Here is a 17,200-nt window from a genome sequence, read left to right on the forward strand (position 1 = left end):
TCTGGTTAGTTTTCGGACGTGGGAGGCTGGGTAGCCGTCTGCTTCGCCACAGCCGTCTCAAGACCGTGGCTAATCGCTTCGCCAGACTTCTGGTCGAACAAATGGAGTTTCGTCCGATCGAAGAGGATTGCAACGTGATCTTCTTCGGAGATCTCGGTGGCGGGATCGATGCTCATCAACAATTGGTTAGAGTGGTGCTGGCTTTCTTCTATAGTGGTGGGTTCGCAAGTCTCGTGAAGCAAGTAAACGAAGATTTCGTCACCCATTGGCTCCATGACGTCAGTGACTGTGTCAATGTGCTTCGTCGGGTATGGAACTCCAGTGCGATCGTCGGCGAGATAGACATCCTCGGGTCGGACCCCGAGGGTCACAGGGGTGCCCACAGACACGTCGAAATCAACTGGGTCGAACTCGATGGAGACGAATTCTGAGTCAAATCCGTCTGCGGTAATCTCACCCTCGATGAAGTTCATCGATGGAGATCCAATGAATCCGGCGACGAAGAGGTTCGCTGGTTCGTTATAGCAGGTCAGCGGTGGATCGATCTGCTGGAGTTCACCGACGTTGAGTACCGCAATCCGGTCTGACATCGTCATAGCCTCTGCCTGGTCGTGCGTCACATAGATGATCGTCGTCTGCAGTTCCTTGTGGAGTCGCTGCAGCTCCGTGCGCATATGGACGCGAAGCTTCGCGTCGAGATTCGCCAGCGGTTCGTCCATCAAGAATGTCTCGGGTTCTCGGACGATCGCACGGCCGATGGCCACGCGCTGCCGCTGGCCCCCGGATAGCTCCGACGGCTTGCGGTCCAACAAGGGTTTGATTTGAAGGATATCCGCCGCTCGTTCGACACGGCGGTCGGTTTCGTCTGTGTCGAAGTTCCGCAGCCGTAACCCGAAGCTCATGTTGTCATAGACGTCCATATGCGGAAACAACGCGATATTCTGGAACACCATCGCGACGCCCCTGTCCTTGGGCGGAAGATGAGTCACGTTGGTCCCACCGATAGTGATGTCACCTTCGGTAGGCATGGTGAGTCCGGCGATCGTTTCCATGGTCGTAGACTTGCCACACCCGGAAGGACCGACGAGACAGACAAACTCTCCGTCTTTGACGTGCATGTTCATGTCGTCAACAGCCGTTACATCGCCGTACCGCTTCGTTACATCTTCGAGTTTAACATTTCCCATCGTTGATCACTCCTTTATTGCTCCTGCAGTGAGTCCGCTGACAATCTTCTCCTGTGCGACGACGACAAGAAGTGCGACCGGGAGAATACCGATGAGACTCGCAGCAGCGATATAGTTGTACATGCTGGCGTACTGTCCCTGAAAGGCCAGGAGACCCCATACGAGTGGGGCGCCGTTCCCGGGCTCTCCCGTCGACAGCAAGAATGAGAAGAAGAACTCGTTGTAAACGGCAATGAACGTAAGAATCCCGGCAGTCGAGAGGCCTGGCGCTGAAAGCGGCATGATGACCCGGAATAACGCCCCGAACCGAGTCGTTCCCTCGACACGTGCTGCGTCCTCGAGCCCATCCGGAATCTGGCTGTAAAACGTTGTCAGAATGAACACAGAGAGTGGAAGGAATAGTCCACTGAACGGTATGATGATCGCACCCATCGAATTGAAGAGGTTAGGACTGTGAAGACCGAAGATGACCACGTTTCCGGTGAACAATTTAAACAAGGGGAGAAGGAAGGCTGCTGGCGGGAAAAAAGAGATAACCAACAGCAGCAGGAGAAGCCCTCCCTTTCCCCGGAATTCGAGTCGCCCGAACGCGTATCCGGCCAAACTCGAAACAAGCAGCACATACACTGTCGTCACCGTGGCAATCACGAAGCTATTGAACATATAGCGATGGAGGGGGACTGATTCCCATATCTCAACGAATACGGAAAGATTGAACCCGCGTGGGACTACACCCATGTTCACGATGAGGTTATTCGGCGTGAGCGCCAGCACTATGAGCCAGTAGATGGGAAACAGCGTCGTGAACAGAAAGAAGACAAGTGCGACGTAAAACATGGCTCTGTGTGTTTTTCCGGGATTATCAATGGCGCTTCTCACCCAGCCGATAAATGGACCGGTACTACCTTGGCTGTCGGTGGTCTGTGCAGTCGTCATGTTAGGCGTTCCCCCCTATATCTCGCAGACTGTCCACAAATTTCACCAGATACACCAGAATAAACACACTAATTATGAGTGCGGTGAAGAACGCCAGCGTTGCCCCCGTCCCGTAGCGGTTCGACCGGAATGCTGAGACGACGAGACAGCTCATCGATGGAACCGTCTGACACCCTGATAAAACCTCGATGAGGCCGTACACCTTCAATGCCCCCAGCGTCCGAAATAGCATACCGACTAACACCGCAGGCAGCACGAGTGGGAACGTAATGAACTTGAATCGTTGCCAGGCAGTCGCCCCGGCGACTCTGCTCACGTCGTAGAGACTCCGATCAATACTCTGTAACCCTGCAAGGATGATCAGCGCCATGAACGCGGAGGTTTTCCAGGCATCTGAGAGTGTGATCAAAATCAGCGAATCTTGCGTATTCGCTAACGGCGTCGATGAGAAGAGACCGAACTCCTGCAACGGTGCGACCAGAAAGCCAACACTCGGTTCGAAGAGGAGATAGAACATCATACCTTGAACGACCACGGGGACAGCCCACGGGAGGATAATCGCCATCCGGACCCAAGCGCGTCCACGGAAGTCTTGGTCAAGAACCAGCGCTTGTGCAAGTCCCACAATCGTCTCAAGGGTGACGCTCACGACGGCAAAGACGATCGTGAGTCCAACGGCATACCAAAAGGAACTGGGTAGCACCACAGATCGTTGACCGGACACGATTGCAGCATAATTCTTGACGCCAACGAACTCACCAATTGTAATCCCGGTGAGTGCGTCTGCATGGAGAGACATGCTGAATGTCTCCAGCAACGGCCAGAGTGCAACAACCCCTACCATCAGAAACGCCGGCACCACCAAGAGGTAGGCAAACAGTTCTTCTGGGAGCGTCTCAATCTTATTGGCTATGGCGTAATCCGGCCGCGGAATTCCGCCTGTCCGTTCATTTTTAGCGCTCATTATGATCACTCAGGAGATATTCTCTATTTCTTCGAGGGTGCTTGCGAGTTCGTTCATTGCTTGTCGAGGAGATTTCTTGCTTCCCTTCTGAAGGGCACTGTTTACGGCAGTAGCAATGGCTGGAGCCTGGTCGGGCCAAGCAACGGTAACGGGCCGTGGAATAGCATTTTTCCCGGCAGTTTGCAAGGCGTCTACGTACCGCCCCATAACAGGAACGCTTTGTGCAGCGTCGGAGTTGAAGAGGTCCGGTTTCGCAGGTAAAAATCCCAAGTTCTCGAATTGCCACAGCATGTACTCGTCGGTCATCAGCGCTTTGAGTAACTCTACAGCGGCGTCTTTCTTCGTGGAGTTCGGATTGATTACAGAATTCCACCCACCTAGCGCCGATGCGGTACCGCCAATACCTGAAAACTGAGCGTTGCTCTCCTTGACACCGTAGGGAAGCGGCATCACACCAAGGTTTTCACCGAGGTATTCTTCTGCCCCGCTCATACTGATGGCATATGGCCAGTTTCGGTGCATCACAGCCTGGCCGTTCGTAAACGGTTTTCGGGAGGTTTCTTCCTCCCACCCTAGCGTTGCTGTAGGCGCAATGTTGCCAGGTATGTCCATGCCATACTTGTCAGACTTCCCATGGATGAACGTCCGAACCATTTTGATAGCGTCAACGCTACCTTTGGTGTTGACCGTGACCGGACGGCCACCGACTGGTCCGAACAGATTGTCGACGTCCCCGAAGTAGGAACCGCCCCATGTCGTCATCCATTCATTGTAGTTGCAACACGACAGTCCCTCGTAATTAGCCGCCTGAAAGGTGTAGCCATACTTGATGTCAGTTTGGTTCTTGACGTCGGCGGTGATCTCAGCAAACCGCTTCCAGCTCAGTGGAGTGGTTTGCCACCCGTTAGTGTCGTACCCAGCATCCTCGACGAGATCCTTCCGATACTGCAGTGTCGGAAAGTCTGGAAACCAGGGTACTCCGTAAAGCGTCCCGTCTTCGCCGCTTGCCGAGGCGACGCTCGCTTCAAAAAAATCGTTCTTGATGGTATTGATTGTGCTTTCGTCCATCAATTCCTCTAGATTCTGAAGCTGTCCTCGTACGATGAAGGGGATGGTCCACCCAGAGTCCATGCTGAAAACATCTGGGCTCTCCAGACCTGCTGTCAGCCAGGTTCGAAATAGATCGTACGTCGAACCCGTGTTTCCCGAACTCGCCGTCGGCTCGACGAAGATCTCTTTAGGGAGGCCTGCGCTCCACAGCACTTCGCGGAGTTGGGTTTTGACCTCCTCTGATTCACTTGCCCCTGCGCCGCCGTACCAACGGACAACCGTTTGGTCAGAGGTTGCTTTCTTCGGCCTGTCTTCGCCACCTCCTCCAATACAGCCCGCGATGCCCGCCATACCGCCCGTTACGCCGACTGCTTTGACGAAGCAGCGGCGTGATACTGGCGACCGCATCACGGTTCCCTTGTGATTATTCCTCATGGTGCACCTACAATTGTGGCATACCCTGCTATAAAGATTCTGAACCAAGCACAAGATTAAGATTTTCCATAGCTTTAAGTCGTCTTGGTCCGTCGGGAGTGACGATCAGGAGTAGTATCACTCATGGATGAGTTTCACATAATGATAACACAGCCCCCTGTGCGGCAGCCACAACCAGTACCGAGTAGAGCCTCTTTGTGGAACCGTTCAAAGGGCATCCAGTCTAAGAGAGAACCAATCCAAAGGACTCGATTCGGTGCAGCCGACGAATTTGGTCACTCGAAGAGACCACCCACGGGACATCACTACAGTCAGGGGTGGAACTCATGACTGCTTTTCGTCGGCCGCGGATTGGCCTCATTGGCCTCGGAAACATCGGACAGTACCATGCGACACAACTGCAAGCGCTTGACGCAGACCTCGTTGGCGGCCTTGACATCGCTGCGGCAGCTCGCAATCGATTCGAATCGGAGTTTGGGGTGACGGCATATGAGGATACGGACGATCTCTATGAGGTCGCCGATGCTGTCATCATCACGACGCCAAACCTGTTTCACGAGGAGTATGCTGTCGGCGCACTCAACGCGGGACTTGACGTGCTTCTAGAAAAGCCGCTTGCGCACTCCCTCGAGAGTGCAGAACGTATCGTCACCACTGCCAAGAAGGCTGATGGATTTTGTATGCTCGGCTTCAACAATCGATTCAGCAACGCTGTCAAGGTCCTCAAAGACTACCAGCGTCAAGGCCGATTCGGTGAGGTGACACATATCGAAGCGAACTACGTCCGACAACGCGGCATCCCCGGCCGCGGGTCGTGGTTTACGAACAAGGATATCGCGGGTGGTGGGGCCCTCATCGACCTCGGTGTTCATGCTATCGACCTCGCGCTATACCTTCTCGATTACCCGGAGGTTGTTGAGACAGCAGGCGTCACACGCTCACAATTCGGCGGACGTGACGACTATACGCCCATCGAAATGTGGGGAAAGGATGCTGGACCTGCAGATTTCAACGTTGACGACTCGGTGAGTGCGTTCATCCGCTGTACTGAGGGCCGGACTGTTTCACTGGAAGTCGCATGGGCAACCAATCGTCCACCAACCGATGAATTCGTCATTCGCGGCACCGAGGCAGGAGCAAAATTCGACCGCGGAACACATGAATTGACGCTCTACGAGGCAGGGTCTAGTGGTTCAAACCACCTCATCGATAGCACGGTTACAACCCAGCAAAGCAACACCCACCAAGCCGAACAGGCAGTCTTCCTTGAAGGTGTTCGCACAGGAGAACACCCCTGTCACAACACCGTTGAAGAGGGAATTGCTGTTCAGCGTGTCATCGATGCCATCTATCGGTCCTCGGAAAGCGGTCAAACGGTAACGCTGCAGAACACCGCCAAACCAATCCCAAATGCTGACTGATGAAAGGGGAATAAGTGTGGTTACGATCTCTTTCGGTGATCCGTCACGCGAAGCGATCGAGCAGTCCAATCCAAGCTCCAAACGGATTTCACTCCAAGAATGAGTCAACACACCGTACTTGAACAGGTCGATACGGAATGGTGGAAGGAAGCGGTCGTCTACCAGATCTATCCGAGGAGTTTCAACGATAGCGATGGTGATGGCATTGGCGATATTCCAGGAATTACAGAGAAAGTCGGATATCTCGACAAATTGGGTGTAGACGTCGTCTGGCTATGCCCCATATACGATTCCCCAAATGCCGATAATGGATACGATATCCGCAACTATCGTGCCATCATGGACGAGTTCGGTGCGATGGCTGATTGGGAGACGTTGCTGACGGAATTACACGCACGTGATATGCGGTTGATCATGGATCTCGTCATCAACCATACCTCGAAGGAACATGTGTGGTTTCAGCAGTCTCGACAACGTGACGGTAAATACGAAGACTATTACTACTGGCGGGATGGCACACCAGACACCCCACCGAACAATTGGAACTCCATCTTCGGTGGACCAGCGTGGACCTACGATGAGGAACGCGAACAGTGGTATCTCCACCTATTCGACGAAAATCAACCGGATCTGAAATGGCGCAATAGTGATGTCCGCGAAGATATCAAGGAGATGATTACATGGTGGTTGGAGAAGGGGATTGATGGCTTCCGCATGGATGCCATTAATTTCATCTCGAAAACGAAGGGACTCCCAGACGGTGATCCAGATCGCACACTCGTTGGGTTAGAACATTACAGCCACGGTCCTCACATCCATACGTACCTCCAAGAGGTATATGACGATACCCTCGCGGACTACGATGTGATGACCGTCGGTGAGATGGGAGAAACAAGCATCGATCAAACCGCTGAATACCTCGTAGAGGGCGGCAGTGGCTTGGATATGGTTTTTCAATTTAACCATCTCACCGTCGACGAAGGACCGGATGGGCAATGGACTCTCGATGGATGGGACGAATGGGATCTCTCGGAGTTCAAAGCGATCATGACTCGCTGTCAAAACGAACTAGCCGGAGAGTGGTGGGATGCGGTATTTCTCGGAAATCATGACTTGCCACGGATTCTCTCACGGTTCGGCGACGACGAGAGCTATCACAGAGAGAGCGCTAAACTCATCGCAACGTTTCTGTTGACACTCCGTGGGACCCCCTACATCTACCAAGGTGATGAAATTGGCATGACGAACGCCGAGTTTGAGAGTCTCGATGAGATTGACGACCCGATGACAACCGGGATTGTTGAAATGCTGCTTGCTGAGGGGAGGATTGAATCCTACGACGAAGCTGCCGACCTTGTTAACTACAGAAGTCGTGATCACTCACGGACGCCGATGCAGTGGTCCAGCGAGGCCAATGCAGGGTTCACCGACAGTGAACCGTGGCTCAAACTCAACAGAAATTGCACTGACATTAACGTTGCGTCGGCTCTCGATGACACGAATTCGATCTGGCAGCACTACAAGGAATTAATCGATCTCCGACATGCCGAGGATGTCCTGGTATACGGTGAGTACGACCTCTTACTCACCGACAATGAGCAGATCTACGCTTATAGGCGCACACTCAGCGACGAAACGATACTGATAGTTCTTAACTGGTCGGACAGACATACCACCTTTGACTGTCCGTCGATCAACACTTCCAGTGCAGACGTACTCATCAGCAATTATGAGAGTACCTCATCCGACCCAAAACGGCACAAATTCCAGCCATATGAAGCCACTGTCTACCGGCTTTAGGCCGGAAATGAAAACAAAAGTAAGTATGTATTTGAGAGCGGTTCATCCGCTACGGCGCAGAGGCCGTCGTCGATCGCGTCTATCCCGTCCACGAACGCGCGCGTGAGATCGCGCTGCACTTCGGCGAGTGGGGCACAAAGATCAGCGACGCCAATGGGAAGCGTGTTCGGCTATGTTCGAAGAAGGACAAGCTCAAGACGCATCTTGAAGCGGCGTTCGGCCAGCGCTTCCAGTGGGTCGAAGTATACCGAGCGATCGAAAAGCTCGCTGAACTCGCTCACGGGTCGCCGTTGCGGTGTAGGCGGGGGCAGAAGGGCGAGGGCAAGTACATCCTCGAACTGCGGATGAGCGATGGTCGCGGTCCGTCGTTCGCTCGGGGGCACGGTGAATGACTTCGAGGCTTACAGCTGTTGTAAGTCGGGCACACCCTCGTGGGTGTAATCGCGGTCGCATAATCGGCCGTTTCACGTCACGCTAGGGTCACGTTCCCTCGCGGTGTGAGGACTGGGCGGGTGGGTTGGTGGGGTGGGTAGTGGTGAGTGCGGCTTCTCGAACGGCAGTCGACGGCAGTCTCAGCGACAGCCACGGGAGAATGGTCGCTTACAGCACCTGTAAGAAGCCACAGACTATCGTGAGTGGGTAGCGTGGGGTTTATATATGGTGGAGAGAAATTCTATCCATGGGTAGTCAAAGTATCCAGAAAGGCGCATCACTTGAGCTTCCAGTCCCTGTCCCGTCCACCGACCTCTTCAGTCACAAATGTACTAATGAGATCCTCGCAGTGCTCGTCGACAATCCCTACACGGCGTTCGGGATTCGGGATTTAAGCCGCGCAACAGACCACCCTCATCGAAGCATTTCGTCGGCAATCGACGATCTTGAGGCGGTTGGCTTCGTCGACATTGAATATTCTGGGCGAAAAAAACTCACTCGCATCAACCGAAGCCGGCTCAGCAAGCCAGATGACCCTATCATTCGAATTCCACAGCCAGAGTTTCATGCACCAGTCCGAGAACTCATTACGAGGCTAACCACCGCGATCGACGACATCCGCGGCGTCGTTCTCTTCGGAAGCGTCGCCCGTGGGGCCGCCGACCGACAAAGCGATGTTGATTGTTTCGTGCTCGTCGGCGGAACTCAAGCGACCGCTCAGCAAACGGCCCACGAAATTACGTCGGAGTTGAACGAGGAATTTTTCGATGGCGACCGTTACAAATTTCACGTCCTCGTAGAGTCCGTCGAGAGTGCGCGTCGCTACGGAGACCGACTGCGGGAGATATTCGCAGCTGGGCTGACGCTCAGAACCTCCGAGACACTCACGCAGCTTAAAGAGGAGGTGTTGACGAATGGACGATAGCTACGTTGATGGTGCCCTCACCGACGCTGAAGCAGCATTTCAGGAGACCCGCGGGCAAACAGGGGAATCCGATCTGGATGTTTCTGACACCGCCCTCGTTCAACTGCGGAAAGCCTGTCGACTCCTTGAAGCAGCGCGGACGCTTCGCGAGCAAAACGGGTATTATACGGTGGTGATTGAGGATAGCGGTGGGAACTGTCTACAGACAGTGTCAATTCATTTATATTCTTCGCTGACGTTGTTTGCTAGCAGTTGCCCCAGTAGGTGGTGAGATTCATGGGAACAAAGACACGCGTAGAAAGGAGGTCAGTACATTGGAGGGAACCACTAACGAGGACGATTCAACGGTCGACCGGTATAACAGGGATCCTCCGCGATGCAGTACTGCTCCTTCTGCACGCCATCGCCACGCTGTCTTCATCGAAACGACACCAGCGATTGATTATCTTTTCAGCCGTGTATATTGGGGTATTGTTAGTAGGTGTGTCGTATCTCTTAACGACACACATCTCTGTAGTGGTCATCCCCCTCATCGGGCGGATTGAGACGATGGATTATTACCGTGCGTTGGTAGCTATCCTTTCCGCACCTGTATTCGGGATAGCCGTCGAAATCTCTCGAGAGTATTTAAGTGATGGACACACGCATCTACCACGGCCCAGCTGGGTCCACCGAACCGCCGTCGGCGTTGAGATCATCGCGATACTGCTCTCACTGTACTTTGTGACGGATCTTCTTATCGAGGCGCTGCTCGGTCCGGTCGTCGTCCTCACGAGGAATGTTTGGATAGGCATCGCCGGACCAACCATTGGAGAACGATTTGCCCTCCACGAATTTGTTGCGTCGATGGCGGGGTTCTACCTGTGGGGGGCAATATTTTTCCACTACATCCGTCGCGAACGGTTCAGTGATTTGCTACCTCTGACGAAATACTCGGGTGTATTCTTCAGTCGAGACTACGCTGTCCTCGGACTAGCTATCACGCTTTCTGGGTTCGGCTCACTGTTTATCCGCTTATGGTTCGTAAATTTCGTCGTAGCTCCTATCTACTCAGTGGTTGAAGCCATAAACCCGACTATGGGGTTGGTGCTCGGAGTCCTCTCACTAACGCTTGCAGATGCGCTCGTCTACTTCTGTGTTTTCTTCATCCCCCTTTGTTTGGTCGGGATGACCGCCCGATCGGTCGAAAAATTCGCTACTCAATGGCCGTGTCTATGCGATACAACGGTTCAAACGAACCTCACCGACTTTGCGTCGGAGAACCCTCACTCGTCACGGAGTGAGTGGTGAACTCTTTCGGAAGGTTGAGTCCGAAAGACCGTTTTGAGGACTGTCTGACTCTTACGTCAATTTATTTATTATTTCGTAGTGCGTTATCTGCTAGCGGTTGTCATTACAGCCGGTGAAATTCATGGCAATACAGGCCCGCACACCGCCAAGACCAGTATATCGAAAAAAGTCCATACAAAACTCGATTCAGAATCTTAGGGGGGTGACTGGCGTTATCCGTGATGCGATAGTGCTTTTCTTGCACGGTTACGCGATGCTCATTCGGACGAAACACGTGTCAACACGTCATCAGCAGTTACTTCTCCTCTCGTTCGGGTACGTGGTGCTGATAAATATGGGTATGGTGATGGCACTCTGGAGGTATGGTTCGGTAGTGGACCTTCCGCTTCGCGGGCAGGTAGATCTCTGGGACGTTTATTTGCCGCTAGTTGCCATCGCATCCGCTCCCGCGATTGGGGCGGCCGTCGAAATCGCCCGTAACTACTTGAATAGCTGCCGTGCCACAATACTGGAGGGAACTTGGCCCCATCGGACTATCGTTGGCTTCGAGGTCGTCGTAATACTGCTCGCACTATACTTCGCGACGGACTATCTGACCGGAACGCTGCTCGGCCCAGTCGTTGACCTTACCGAAGACGTTTGGAGTGGCGTCGTCGGACAGACGGCTGCGGAACGAGTACCAGTTAGTAACTACGTTGCATCCATCGCTGGGTTCTACCTGTGGGGCGCGATATTTTTCTACTATATCCGCCGGCAACGGCTGAGCGACTTATTACCATTAACGAAATATTCAGGCGTATTCTTCAGCCGCGACTACGCCGTTCTCGGATTAGCCATTACGCTTTCCGTGACTGCAGGGAGGATAGGCCGACCGTTGTTCGTAAACTTCGTCGTGGCCCCTATCTACCCGATAGTGGCAAGTGTGAGCCAGGTAATTGGATTCTGGTACGTCATCATCTCAGTATCGGTGTCGTACGCAATTCTCTACATTGCCGCCTTCGTCATTCCCCTCTATCTGGTTGGAACGACTAGCCAAACGGTCGGGAAATTCTCGACAGAATGTCGGCCGTTGTGTGATACAACCAGACAGGCAGAACTCACAGAGTTCGCCCCAGGATCCGCCCTACTCGTCGACGAATAGTCCGAATTCCCGTACCGGGCTACTCAGTATGGTCAACCGCCGCGGAAACGCTCGTTGCTGTCGAGTTCGACAAACATGGTGGGTACCAATCCGGAGAGGCGGTAGCGACCATGATGCTGCATCCATAGGACACCGGCTAACCAAGACTCGACGCTCTACAGGAACTCGATACATCGGCCTTTCTCAATCTGACGTTCTATCCACGTACATAGGAAACCTAGCAGGGTATCATCCCATTAAGGCCAAATTCTCGCAGGTCAGGTGGCTACGTCGGGCGAGATCCAGGTCCGCTGCATTTCGGTGGCGGCAGACGTCAAGTAGTTGCGCACGACCTCGATGGTGGCGGAGTCAGCGCTATCAGCGCTCTTTGGGCTCAGTTCTGCGGTGGACCTCAAAAGCGTTTAGCCGGGTCAGACCTGGCCGCTCGTCGCCGACTTCATGGCTAGAAATTTCGGTAGTATCTTGTGTCAAACCATCGTAGGCCGTCTGTACGAACTCCGAGGCCCCTCGTGCCTGACGTGGATCAGTATGAGTGACTCAACTATCACTTCTAATACGGACGATTGGATCGACGACGCCGAAGTCAAGGCTATTCTCCAAGAACATCTCGACAAGAAGGACTACCAGATATTCAAGGCCCTGAACGAGAACGGGCGCATCTCCGACACCGAACTCGGAGAGAAGGTCGGCCTCTCGCGCACCGCGGCGCGACGGCGGCGGTCGAACCTCCAGAACGAGGGGATAATCGACGTGCTCGCGGTCATTGTCTTGCAAGAGGCAGACCTCGCATACGCAGACGTCCGGGTCTCGTTCTCGGCCGGAACAACCCAGGAGGAGATCGACACCTTCATCGACGGACTGCTAGACGCCGAACTCATCTATGAGATAAGCGAGTACCTCGGGTCTGACGACATACTCTTGCGGGTGTGGCACGCCTCGCTGTACGAACTGAAAGTCTACGTGTCCGAACGGTTGCGAGGCAACGAGGTCGTTGAGGAGTACGACATCAGTCCGATAGTCAAGACGCGAAAGGCCTGGCAGAAAGTAATCAACGACGGCCACTGACTGCACCCTCACCGGCGGTCGATAAGCGTCGAACGCCTGCTGGCCAGTCTCCTATAGATCGCCGACGACGGTATACACCAGTTCGACCGGGTCATCCGCGCGGTTCTCGCTGTAGTGTTCCACCCCGGCGGGGATGGTGATGAACGTCCCCGGACCGGCGACGTATTCTTCGCCCGCATCGGGTAGACCGAGGATGGCCTCTCCCGAAAGGATGACCGATAGCTCCGGCCCTCCGTGGCTCGTCGTTCCGGTCTCCGGAACGCGCTCGCCGGGTCGGATGACGTAAGACCCAGCCTGGACCTGTGGGTCGTCGCTGGCTAATAGCGCGAGCGGATCGCCGACGCTGTCCGCCCAGCAGTCGTCGAGATCGTATAGCTGCACGTCGGAGGGGTTGGTCACTCCGGCCACCCCGCCGGTTCGTGTGGTATCATACCATGCGCTCTCGTCGATGGGACATAAATGCTACTCGGTTATCCTTCATTCTATGGGGTTTCTCTACACGTAGCGGCGGAAAATATTACGATTTCTATCCGATACGAACGGGTGAAGAGACCGAATCGTCTCAATTTTCCGTGACACGTGCAAACGTTTAACAATCACTTCGAGGATAACCTAGACGGTGCTTATAGCGTGAAATCCCCCAGAACGCTCTTGAGTTCAGAATCTGATGCCGCGACAGTTGAAGTGGTCCGAAACTACCTCGTCTCCGCGGCGAACGAAATGCAGCGGACGCTCGTCCGGACAGCCTACAACACCATCGTCTACGAGATATTGGACTTCGGCCTCTCAATGTACGACAACGAGTTCAACCTGCTCGCGGATTCACCTGGGCTCGCACTTTTCCTCGGGTCGAATGACTACAGCGTCAGGAATACTGTCGAGTACATGGGTGCAGAGAACCTCGACCCCGGCGACGTAGTAATGGTCAACTGGCCATACCGGAGTTCCTCGCATACCCTCGACGTCTGCCTGTTCGCGCCGGTGTTCCACGCCGATGACCTCATCGGCTACGTCGCAAGCCGTGCCCACTGGCTCGACATGGGTGCGAAAGACGCCGGATACACCCTCGATTCAACCGACGTCCACCAGGAGGGTATCCTCTTTCCGGGGACGAAAGTGTACAAACGCGGGGAGCCGGACGAGGAGATCCTCGAGCTCATCCGCTACAACTCCCGCATCCCCGACAAGGTCGTCGGCGATTTGAACGCGCAGATCGCTGCTCTGAACACGGGGAAGACACGACTGCAGGAACTGTACGGGCGGTACGGCCCGGAAACGGCTAAGGCGTGCTTTCAGCAGGTGTTTGCACACGGCGAACGTGCCGCGCGGGAGGCGGTGGCCGATCTCCCGAATGGGAGCTGGAAGGCGGTCGACCATGCAGACAACGACGGCCTCACGGAGGACCCCGTCCGCATTGGCATCGAAGTGACCGTCGACGGCGAGGATCTGACCCTTGACTTTGGCCCATCGGCAGATCAGACAGATGGACCGATGAACATCCCCATCGGACGGACTCAAGCCGTCGCGAAGTTCTGCACGAAGACGCTGGCGACGCCACTAGAACCAGCCAACGAGGGCCACTTCGCGCCGTTGACCGTGGAGGCGCCAGAGGGCTCACTCTATCACGCGATATACCCGGCGCCCACCTTCACCCAGTGGAGTTCGACGCTGGCCGTCGAGGTGGTGTATAAGGCGCTCGCGCAGGCCATCCCAGAGCGACTGGCAGCGAGTTCTGGTGGTGACCTCTGCAGCATCATGCTCTACGGCGAATCACCGGAAACGGGACAAAAGTTCGTCGAGGCGAACAACGAAGGTGTCGGCCGCGGCGCGACGGCGGACCACGATGGCGCTAATGGCGTCATGCATATCGCCCAAACGAACGTTCGGAATATCCCCATCGAGGTACTCGAGAACAAGGCCCCTATTGAGTTCGACCAGGTGACTCTCAGACAGGACTCAGGCGGTGCCGGCGAGTACCGCGGCGGCCTCGGCATCCGCCGGGACTACCGGTTCACCCATCCGAGCGGCGCGCTCTCCATCATCAAGAAGACCCAGACCGAGGGGTATGGCCTCAAGGGCGGCGACCCTGGGGCGAAGAACGTCGTTGTCCTGCAAGGCGGCGACGACAAGGAGTTTATGGACCGGGTGACCGTCTACGCCGACAATGAGCACCTCTACCCGGACGTCACTGGCCAGAGACACGTAGGGATGATGCGCGGCCAGTTCGAACCTGGGGAGGTTATCTCCAATCGCTCGGGGGGTGGCGGCGGCTACGGCGATCCCTTCGACAGGGACCCCGAGACCGTCCGACAGGATGTACGCGACGGCTACGTCTCTCGTGCGGCCGCCCGTGAGGAGTACGGCGTGGTACTCACAGAAGACGATGAGATAGCCGAACAAGCCACGGAGTCGCTTCGGGCATGAGTCAGGCCGCACGACGGCGCGCGTGGCTGCGGGAGCCCCCGTGACATCGCCGTCGTCCCCGGTGTTCGACGCCCACTCCGACCTCCCGTTCAAAGTCATACGCGAACGCGAGGCCGGACGGAAGTCAGTCGTCGCCGAGGACTTCCTTCCGGGGATGCGCGCCGGCGGGATACTCGCCCGCGTAGCGGCAGTCTACGTCGACGACGAGTACCTCCCGGAGATGGCGCTGCACCGTGCGCTGGCGGTGCTAGCGGAACTCCACGACGACGTGGCGGGGTCCGACGGGGTCGAACTCGCCACGACGGCCGACGACTTAGATGGCGCGCTCGACGACGCTGCCGTGACACTTGTCCTGGGGATGGAAGGCGCGGAACCGCTGATGGGCGACCCGCGCCTGCTGGACGCGTTCTACCGCTGTGGTGTCCGCCTCCTGACGCTCACTCACAGTCGGCGCAATGCGGTCGGTGAGGGCGCTCCTCTGTCTCCGGAATTCGGAGCAACCCATCGGACGCCAGGTGGCCTCTCGACGACCGGCGTCGCGGTCGTCGAGCGCGCTGAGGACCTCGGCGTCGTCGTTGACGTTTCCCACCTCAACGACCTCGGTCTCGGGGACGTCCTCTCGGTCACCAACAGCCAGGTCGTTGCGTCGCACTCGAACTGCAGGGCGGTGTGTGATCATCCGCGAAACCTCACGGACGAGCAGATAGCGGCCGTCGCCGAGACTGGCGGAGTTGTCTGCCTGACCGCCGTTGGAAGCTACCTCGCCGCAACAGACCCCACCCTCGACGACCTCTGTGACCACGTCATGCACGCGGTAAACATCGCAGGCGTCGAGCACATCGGTCTCGGCTTCGACTTCTTCGAGTACATGTTAGAGTACGCCACGGAACGCGAGCGCGAGCGCATATCCGACATCACCGTTGCCGCCGACTTCAAGGCGGACGAGTCGGTAGCTGCCGTTCCCGGTGCGCTTGCTGAGTGGGGGTTCTCCGACGATGAGGTAGCTGCCATCTGTGGGAAGAACCTCCTGCGGACGTTCCAGAGTGTGCTGGTGTGACGATCCGACTGATCGAATCAGTCGAACCGCGACGGCAGGTAGTCCCGTAGCAAATCTGGCGTCTCGCCGATCGTCAGCAGTTGTGCGAGCAGGTCACCGACGACAGGCGAAAGCGTGACGCCGTGGCCGCGCATCCCCGTCGCGTGGACGTAGCCGTTGACGTCGGTCGGGCCGACCAGCGGATAGCCGTCGGGCGTGACGGGCCGCAGGCCAACCCACGAATTCATCACATCGAGCGACTGCAACGACGGCAGATGCCGCGCGAGTAAGTCTGCCACTTCAAGATGGAACGCCTCGTTAGTGGCTGCGGCGTGGGAGGCGCCCGGGTCCAAGGCCGTCGCGTCCTCGTAATCGGTGGCGAACTTTCCCGCGAACACCTGCATGTCGCCCTCCTCGCGGAGGTAATATCCGCCCTCAAAGAAGGTCAGCGGGAGGGCTGTATCTTCACCCGCATACAGAACAAGGATGGGACCGTACGTGTGTCGTAACGGCGTCTCGACGCTGACCATTCTGTCGACGCGCGGCGCCCACGGACCGGCGGCGTTGACGACCGTGCCCGCATCGACGGTGCCGTTGATCGTCTTGACGGCTCTCACCCGCCTCTCGACTACTCGGACATCGGTGACCACCGTTCTGGTTTCGATGGTGACGCCGGCCGCTCGCGCTCCGCGAGGGAAGTACTGGACAATTTCAGCTGGATCGAACACTCCGTCGTCGGGGAGCAACAGGCCGCCGCGAATCGTCTCGGGGTTGATGCCGTAGTGGGCCATCGCCGTGGGTGCTTCCAATTCGGCCGTGATGCCCACTCGTTCGAGGTTCGTCGCGAGTACTCGAATCGTCGCCAGTTCCGCCTCGCTCGACGCGGTGTGGAGTGTCCCGATTCGGTCGAAGTGGATGGTCCCAGCGTCCACGAGGAGGTCATAGAAGGACCAGGCCCGGCGGCGACGGGCCGCTTCCTCTTTGTCGGGGTTGTCCTGATGTTCGATGAACTGGGCGATGGAGGCAGCCGTCGTTCCAGATCCGAGCGCCAACTTTTCGAGGAGGTTACCTCTACCGCATTCCTGAGGTGGTAG

Annotated in this window: 14 protein-coding genes; 8 read left to right on the top strand and 6 right to left on the bottom strand. The window is 56.0% G+C overall.

What is annotated here, in order from left to right; genetic code table 11:
* Positions 1-5: 5 nt before the first annotated feature.
* The 4 genes from C3L37_RS19580 to C3L37_RS19595 form a co-directional block, all read right to left on the bottom strand.
* Positions 6-1,187, bottom strand: a complete 1,182-nt coding sequence (locus C3L37_RS19580) for an ABC transporter ATP-binding protein (RefSeq protein ID WP_129116236.1) — start codon at positions 1,185-1,187, stop codon at positions 6-8.
* 6 nt (positions 1,188-1,193) lie between these two features.
* Positions 1,194-2,123 carry a carbohydrate ABC transporter permease gene (locus C3L37_RS19585; RefSeq protein ID WP_129116237.1) on the bottom strand — a complete coding sequence of 310 codons (930 nt, stop codon included), beginning with the start codon at positions 2,121-2,123 and terminating at the stop codon, positions 1,194-1,196.
* 1 nt (position 2,124) lies between these two features.
* Positions 2,125-3,024, bottom strand: a complete 900-nt coding sequence (locus tag C3L37_RS19590) for a carbohydrate ABC transporter permease (RefSeq protein ID WP_129116363.1) — start codon at positions 3,022-3,024, stop codon at positions 2,125-2,127.
* Between the two features lie 72 nt (positions 3,025-3,096).
* Positions 3,097-4,572, bottom strand: a complete 1,476-nt coding sequence (locus tag C3L37_RS19595; protein ID WP_228546378.1) for an extracellular solute-binding protein — start codon at positions 4,570-4,572, stop codon at positions 3,097-3,099.
* A gap of 269 nt (positions 4,573-4,841) precedes the next feature.
* Between C3L37_RS19595 and C3L37_RS19600 the strand changes: the two genes are divergently transcribed.
* The 6 genes from C3L37_RS19600 (at position 4,842) to C3L37_RS19625 (ending at position 12,646) form a co-directional block, all read left to right on the top strand.
* Complete coding sequence (locus C3L37_RS19600) at positions 4,842-5,993, top strand: Gfo/Idh/MocA family protein (RefSeq protein ID WP_228546398.1); 1,152 nt, start codon at positions 4,842-4,844, stop codon at positions 5,991-5,993.
* A 99-nt stretch (positions 5,994-6,092) separates the two neighbouring features.
* Positions 6,093-7,793 carry a glycoside hydrolase family 13 protein gene (locus C3L37_RS19605; RefSeq protein WP_129116238.1) on the top strand — a complete coding sequence of 567 codons (1,701 nt, stop codon included), beginning with the start codon at positions 6,093-6,095 and terminating at the stop codon, positions 7,791-7,793.
* 679 nt (positions 7,794-8,472) lie between these two features.
* Positions 8,473-9,150: a nucleotidyltransferase domain-containing protein gene (locus tag C3L37_RS19610; protein ID WP_129116239.1), complete on the top strand. Its 678-nt coding sequence runs from the start codon at positions 8,473-8,475 to the stop codon at positions 9,148-9,150.
* Positions 9,151-9,426: 276 nt separating this feature from the next.
* Entirely contained in the window at positions 9,427-10,440 is a 1,014-nt protein-coding gene (locus tag C3L37_RS19615; protein WP_129116240.1) for a hypothetical protein, read from the top strand.
* A 121-nt stretch (positions 10,441-10,561) separates the two neighbouring features.
* Positions 10,562-11,581 carry a hypothetical protein gene (locus C3L37_RS19620; protein WP_129116241.1) on the top strand — a complete coding sequence of 340 codons (1,020 nt, stop codon included), beginning with the start codon at positions 10,562-10,564 and terminating at the stop codon, positions 11,579-11,581.
* Positions 11,582-12,109: 528 nt separating this feature from the next.
* Positions 12,110-12,646 (top strand): Lrp/AsnC family transcriptional regulator, encoded by a 537-nt coding sequence (locus C3L37_RS19625; protein WP_129116242.1) that lies wholly within the window; start codon positions 12,110-12,112, stop codon positions 12,644-12,646.
* Between the two features lie 51 nt (positions 12,647-12,697).
* Here C3L37_RS19625 and C3L37_RS19630 read toward each other — a convergent pair whose 3' ends face one another.
* Positions 12,698-13,045: a cupin domain-containing protein gene (locus C3L37_RS19630; protein ID WP_129116243.1), complete on the bottom strand. Its 348-nt coding sequence runs from the start codon at positions 13,043-13,045 to the stop codon at positions 12,698-12,700.
* Positions 13,046-13,276: 231 nt separating this feature from the next.
* Between C3L37_RS19630 and C3L37_RS19635 the strand changes: the two genes are divergently transcribed.
* Both C3L37_RS19635 and C3L37_RS19640 read left to right on the top strand, forming a co-directional pair.
* Positions 13,277-15,070, top strand: coding sequence for a hydantoinase B/oxoprolinase family protein (locus tag C3L37_RS19635; RefSeq protein WP_228546399.1), 1,794 nt, complete (start codon positions 13,277-13,279; stop codon positions 15,068-15,070).
* Between the two features lie 61 nt (positions 15,071-15,131).
* Positions 15,132-16,127, top strand: coding sequence for a dipeptidase (locus C3L37_RS19640; protein ID WP_164974822.1), 996 nt, complete (start codon positions 15,132-15,134; stop codon positions 16,125-16,127).
* A 17-nt stretch (positions 16,128-16,144) separates the two neighbouring features.
* Here the strand turns inward: C3L37_RS19640 and C3L37_RS19645 are convergent, their stop codons facing one another.
* The gene (locus tag C3L37_RS19645; protein ID WP_129116246.1) at positions 16,145-17,158 is read right to left on the bottom strand and encodes an NAD(P)/FAD-dependent oxidoreductase; all 1,014 of its coding nucleotides are present in this window, start codon (positions 17,156-17,158) and stop codon (positions 16,145-16,147) included.
* Positions 17,159-17,200 lie beyond the last annotated feature (42 nt).

The sequence above is a fragment of the Halegenticoccus tardaugens genome (genome assembly GCF_004116405.1).
Classification (GTDB): Archaea; Halobacteriota; Halobacteria; order Halobacteriales; family Haloferacaceae; genus Halegenticoccus; species Halegenticoccus tardaugens.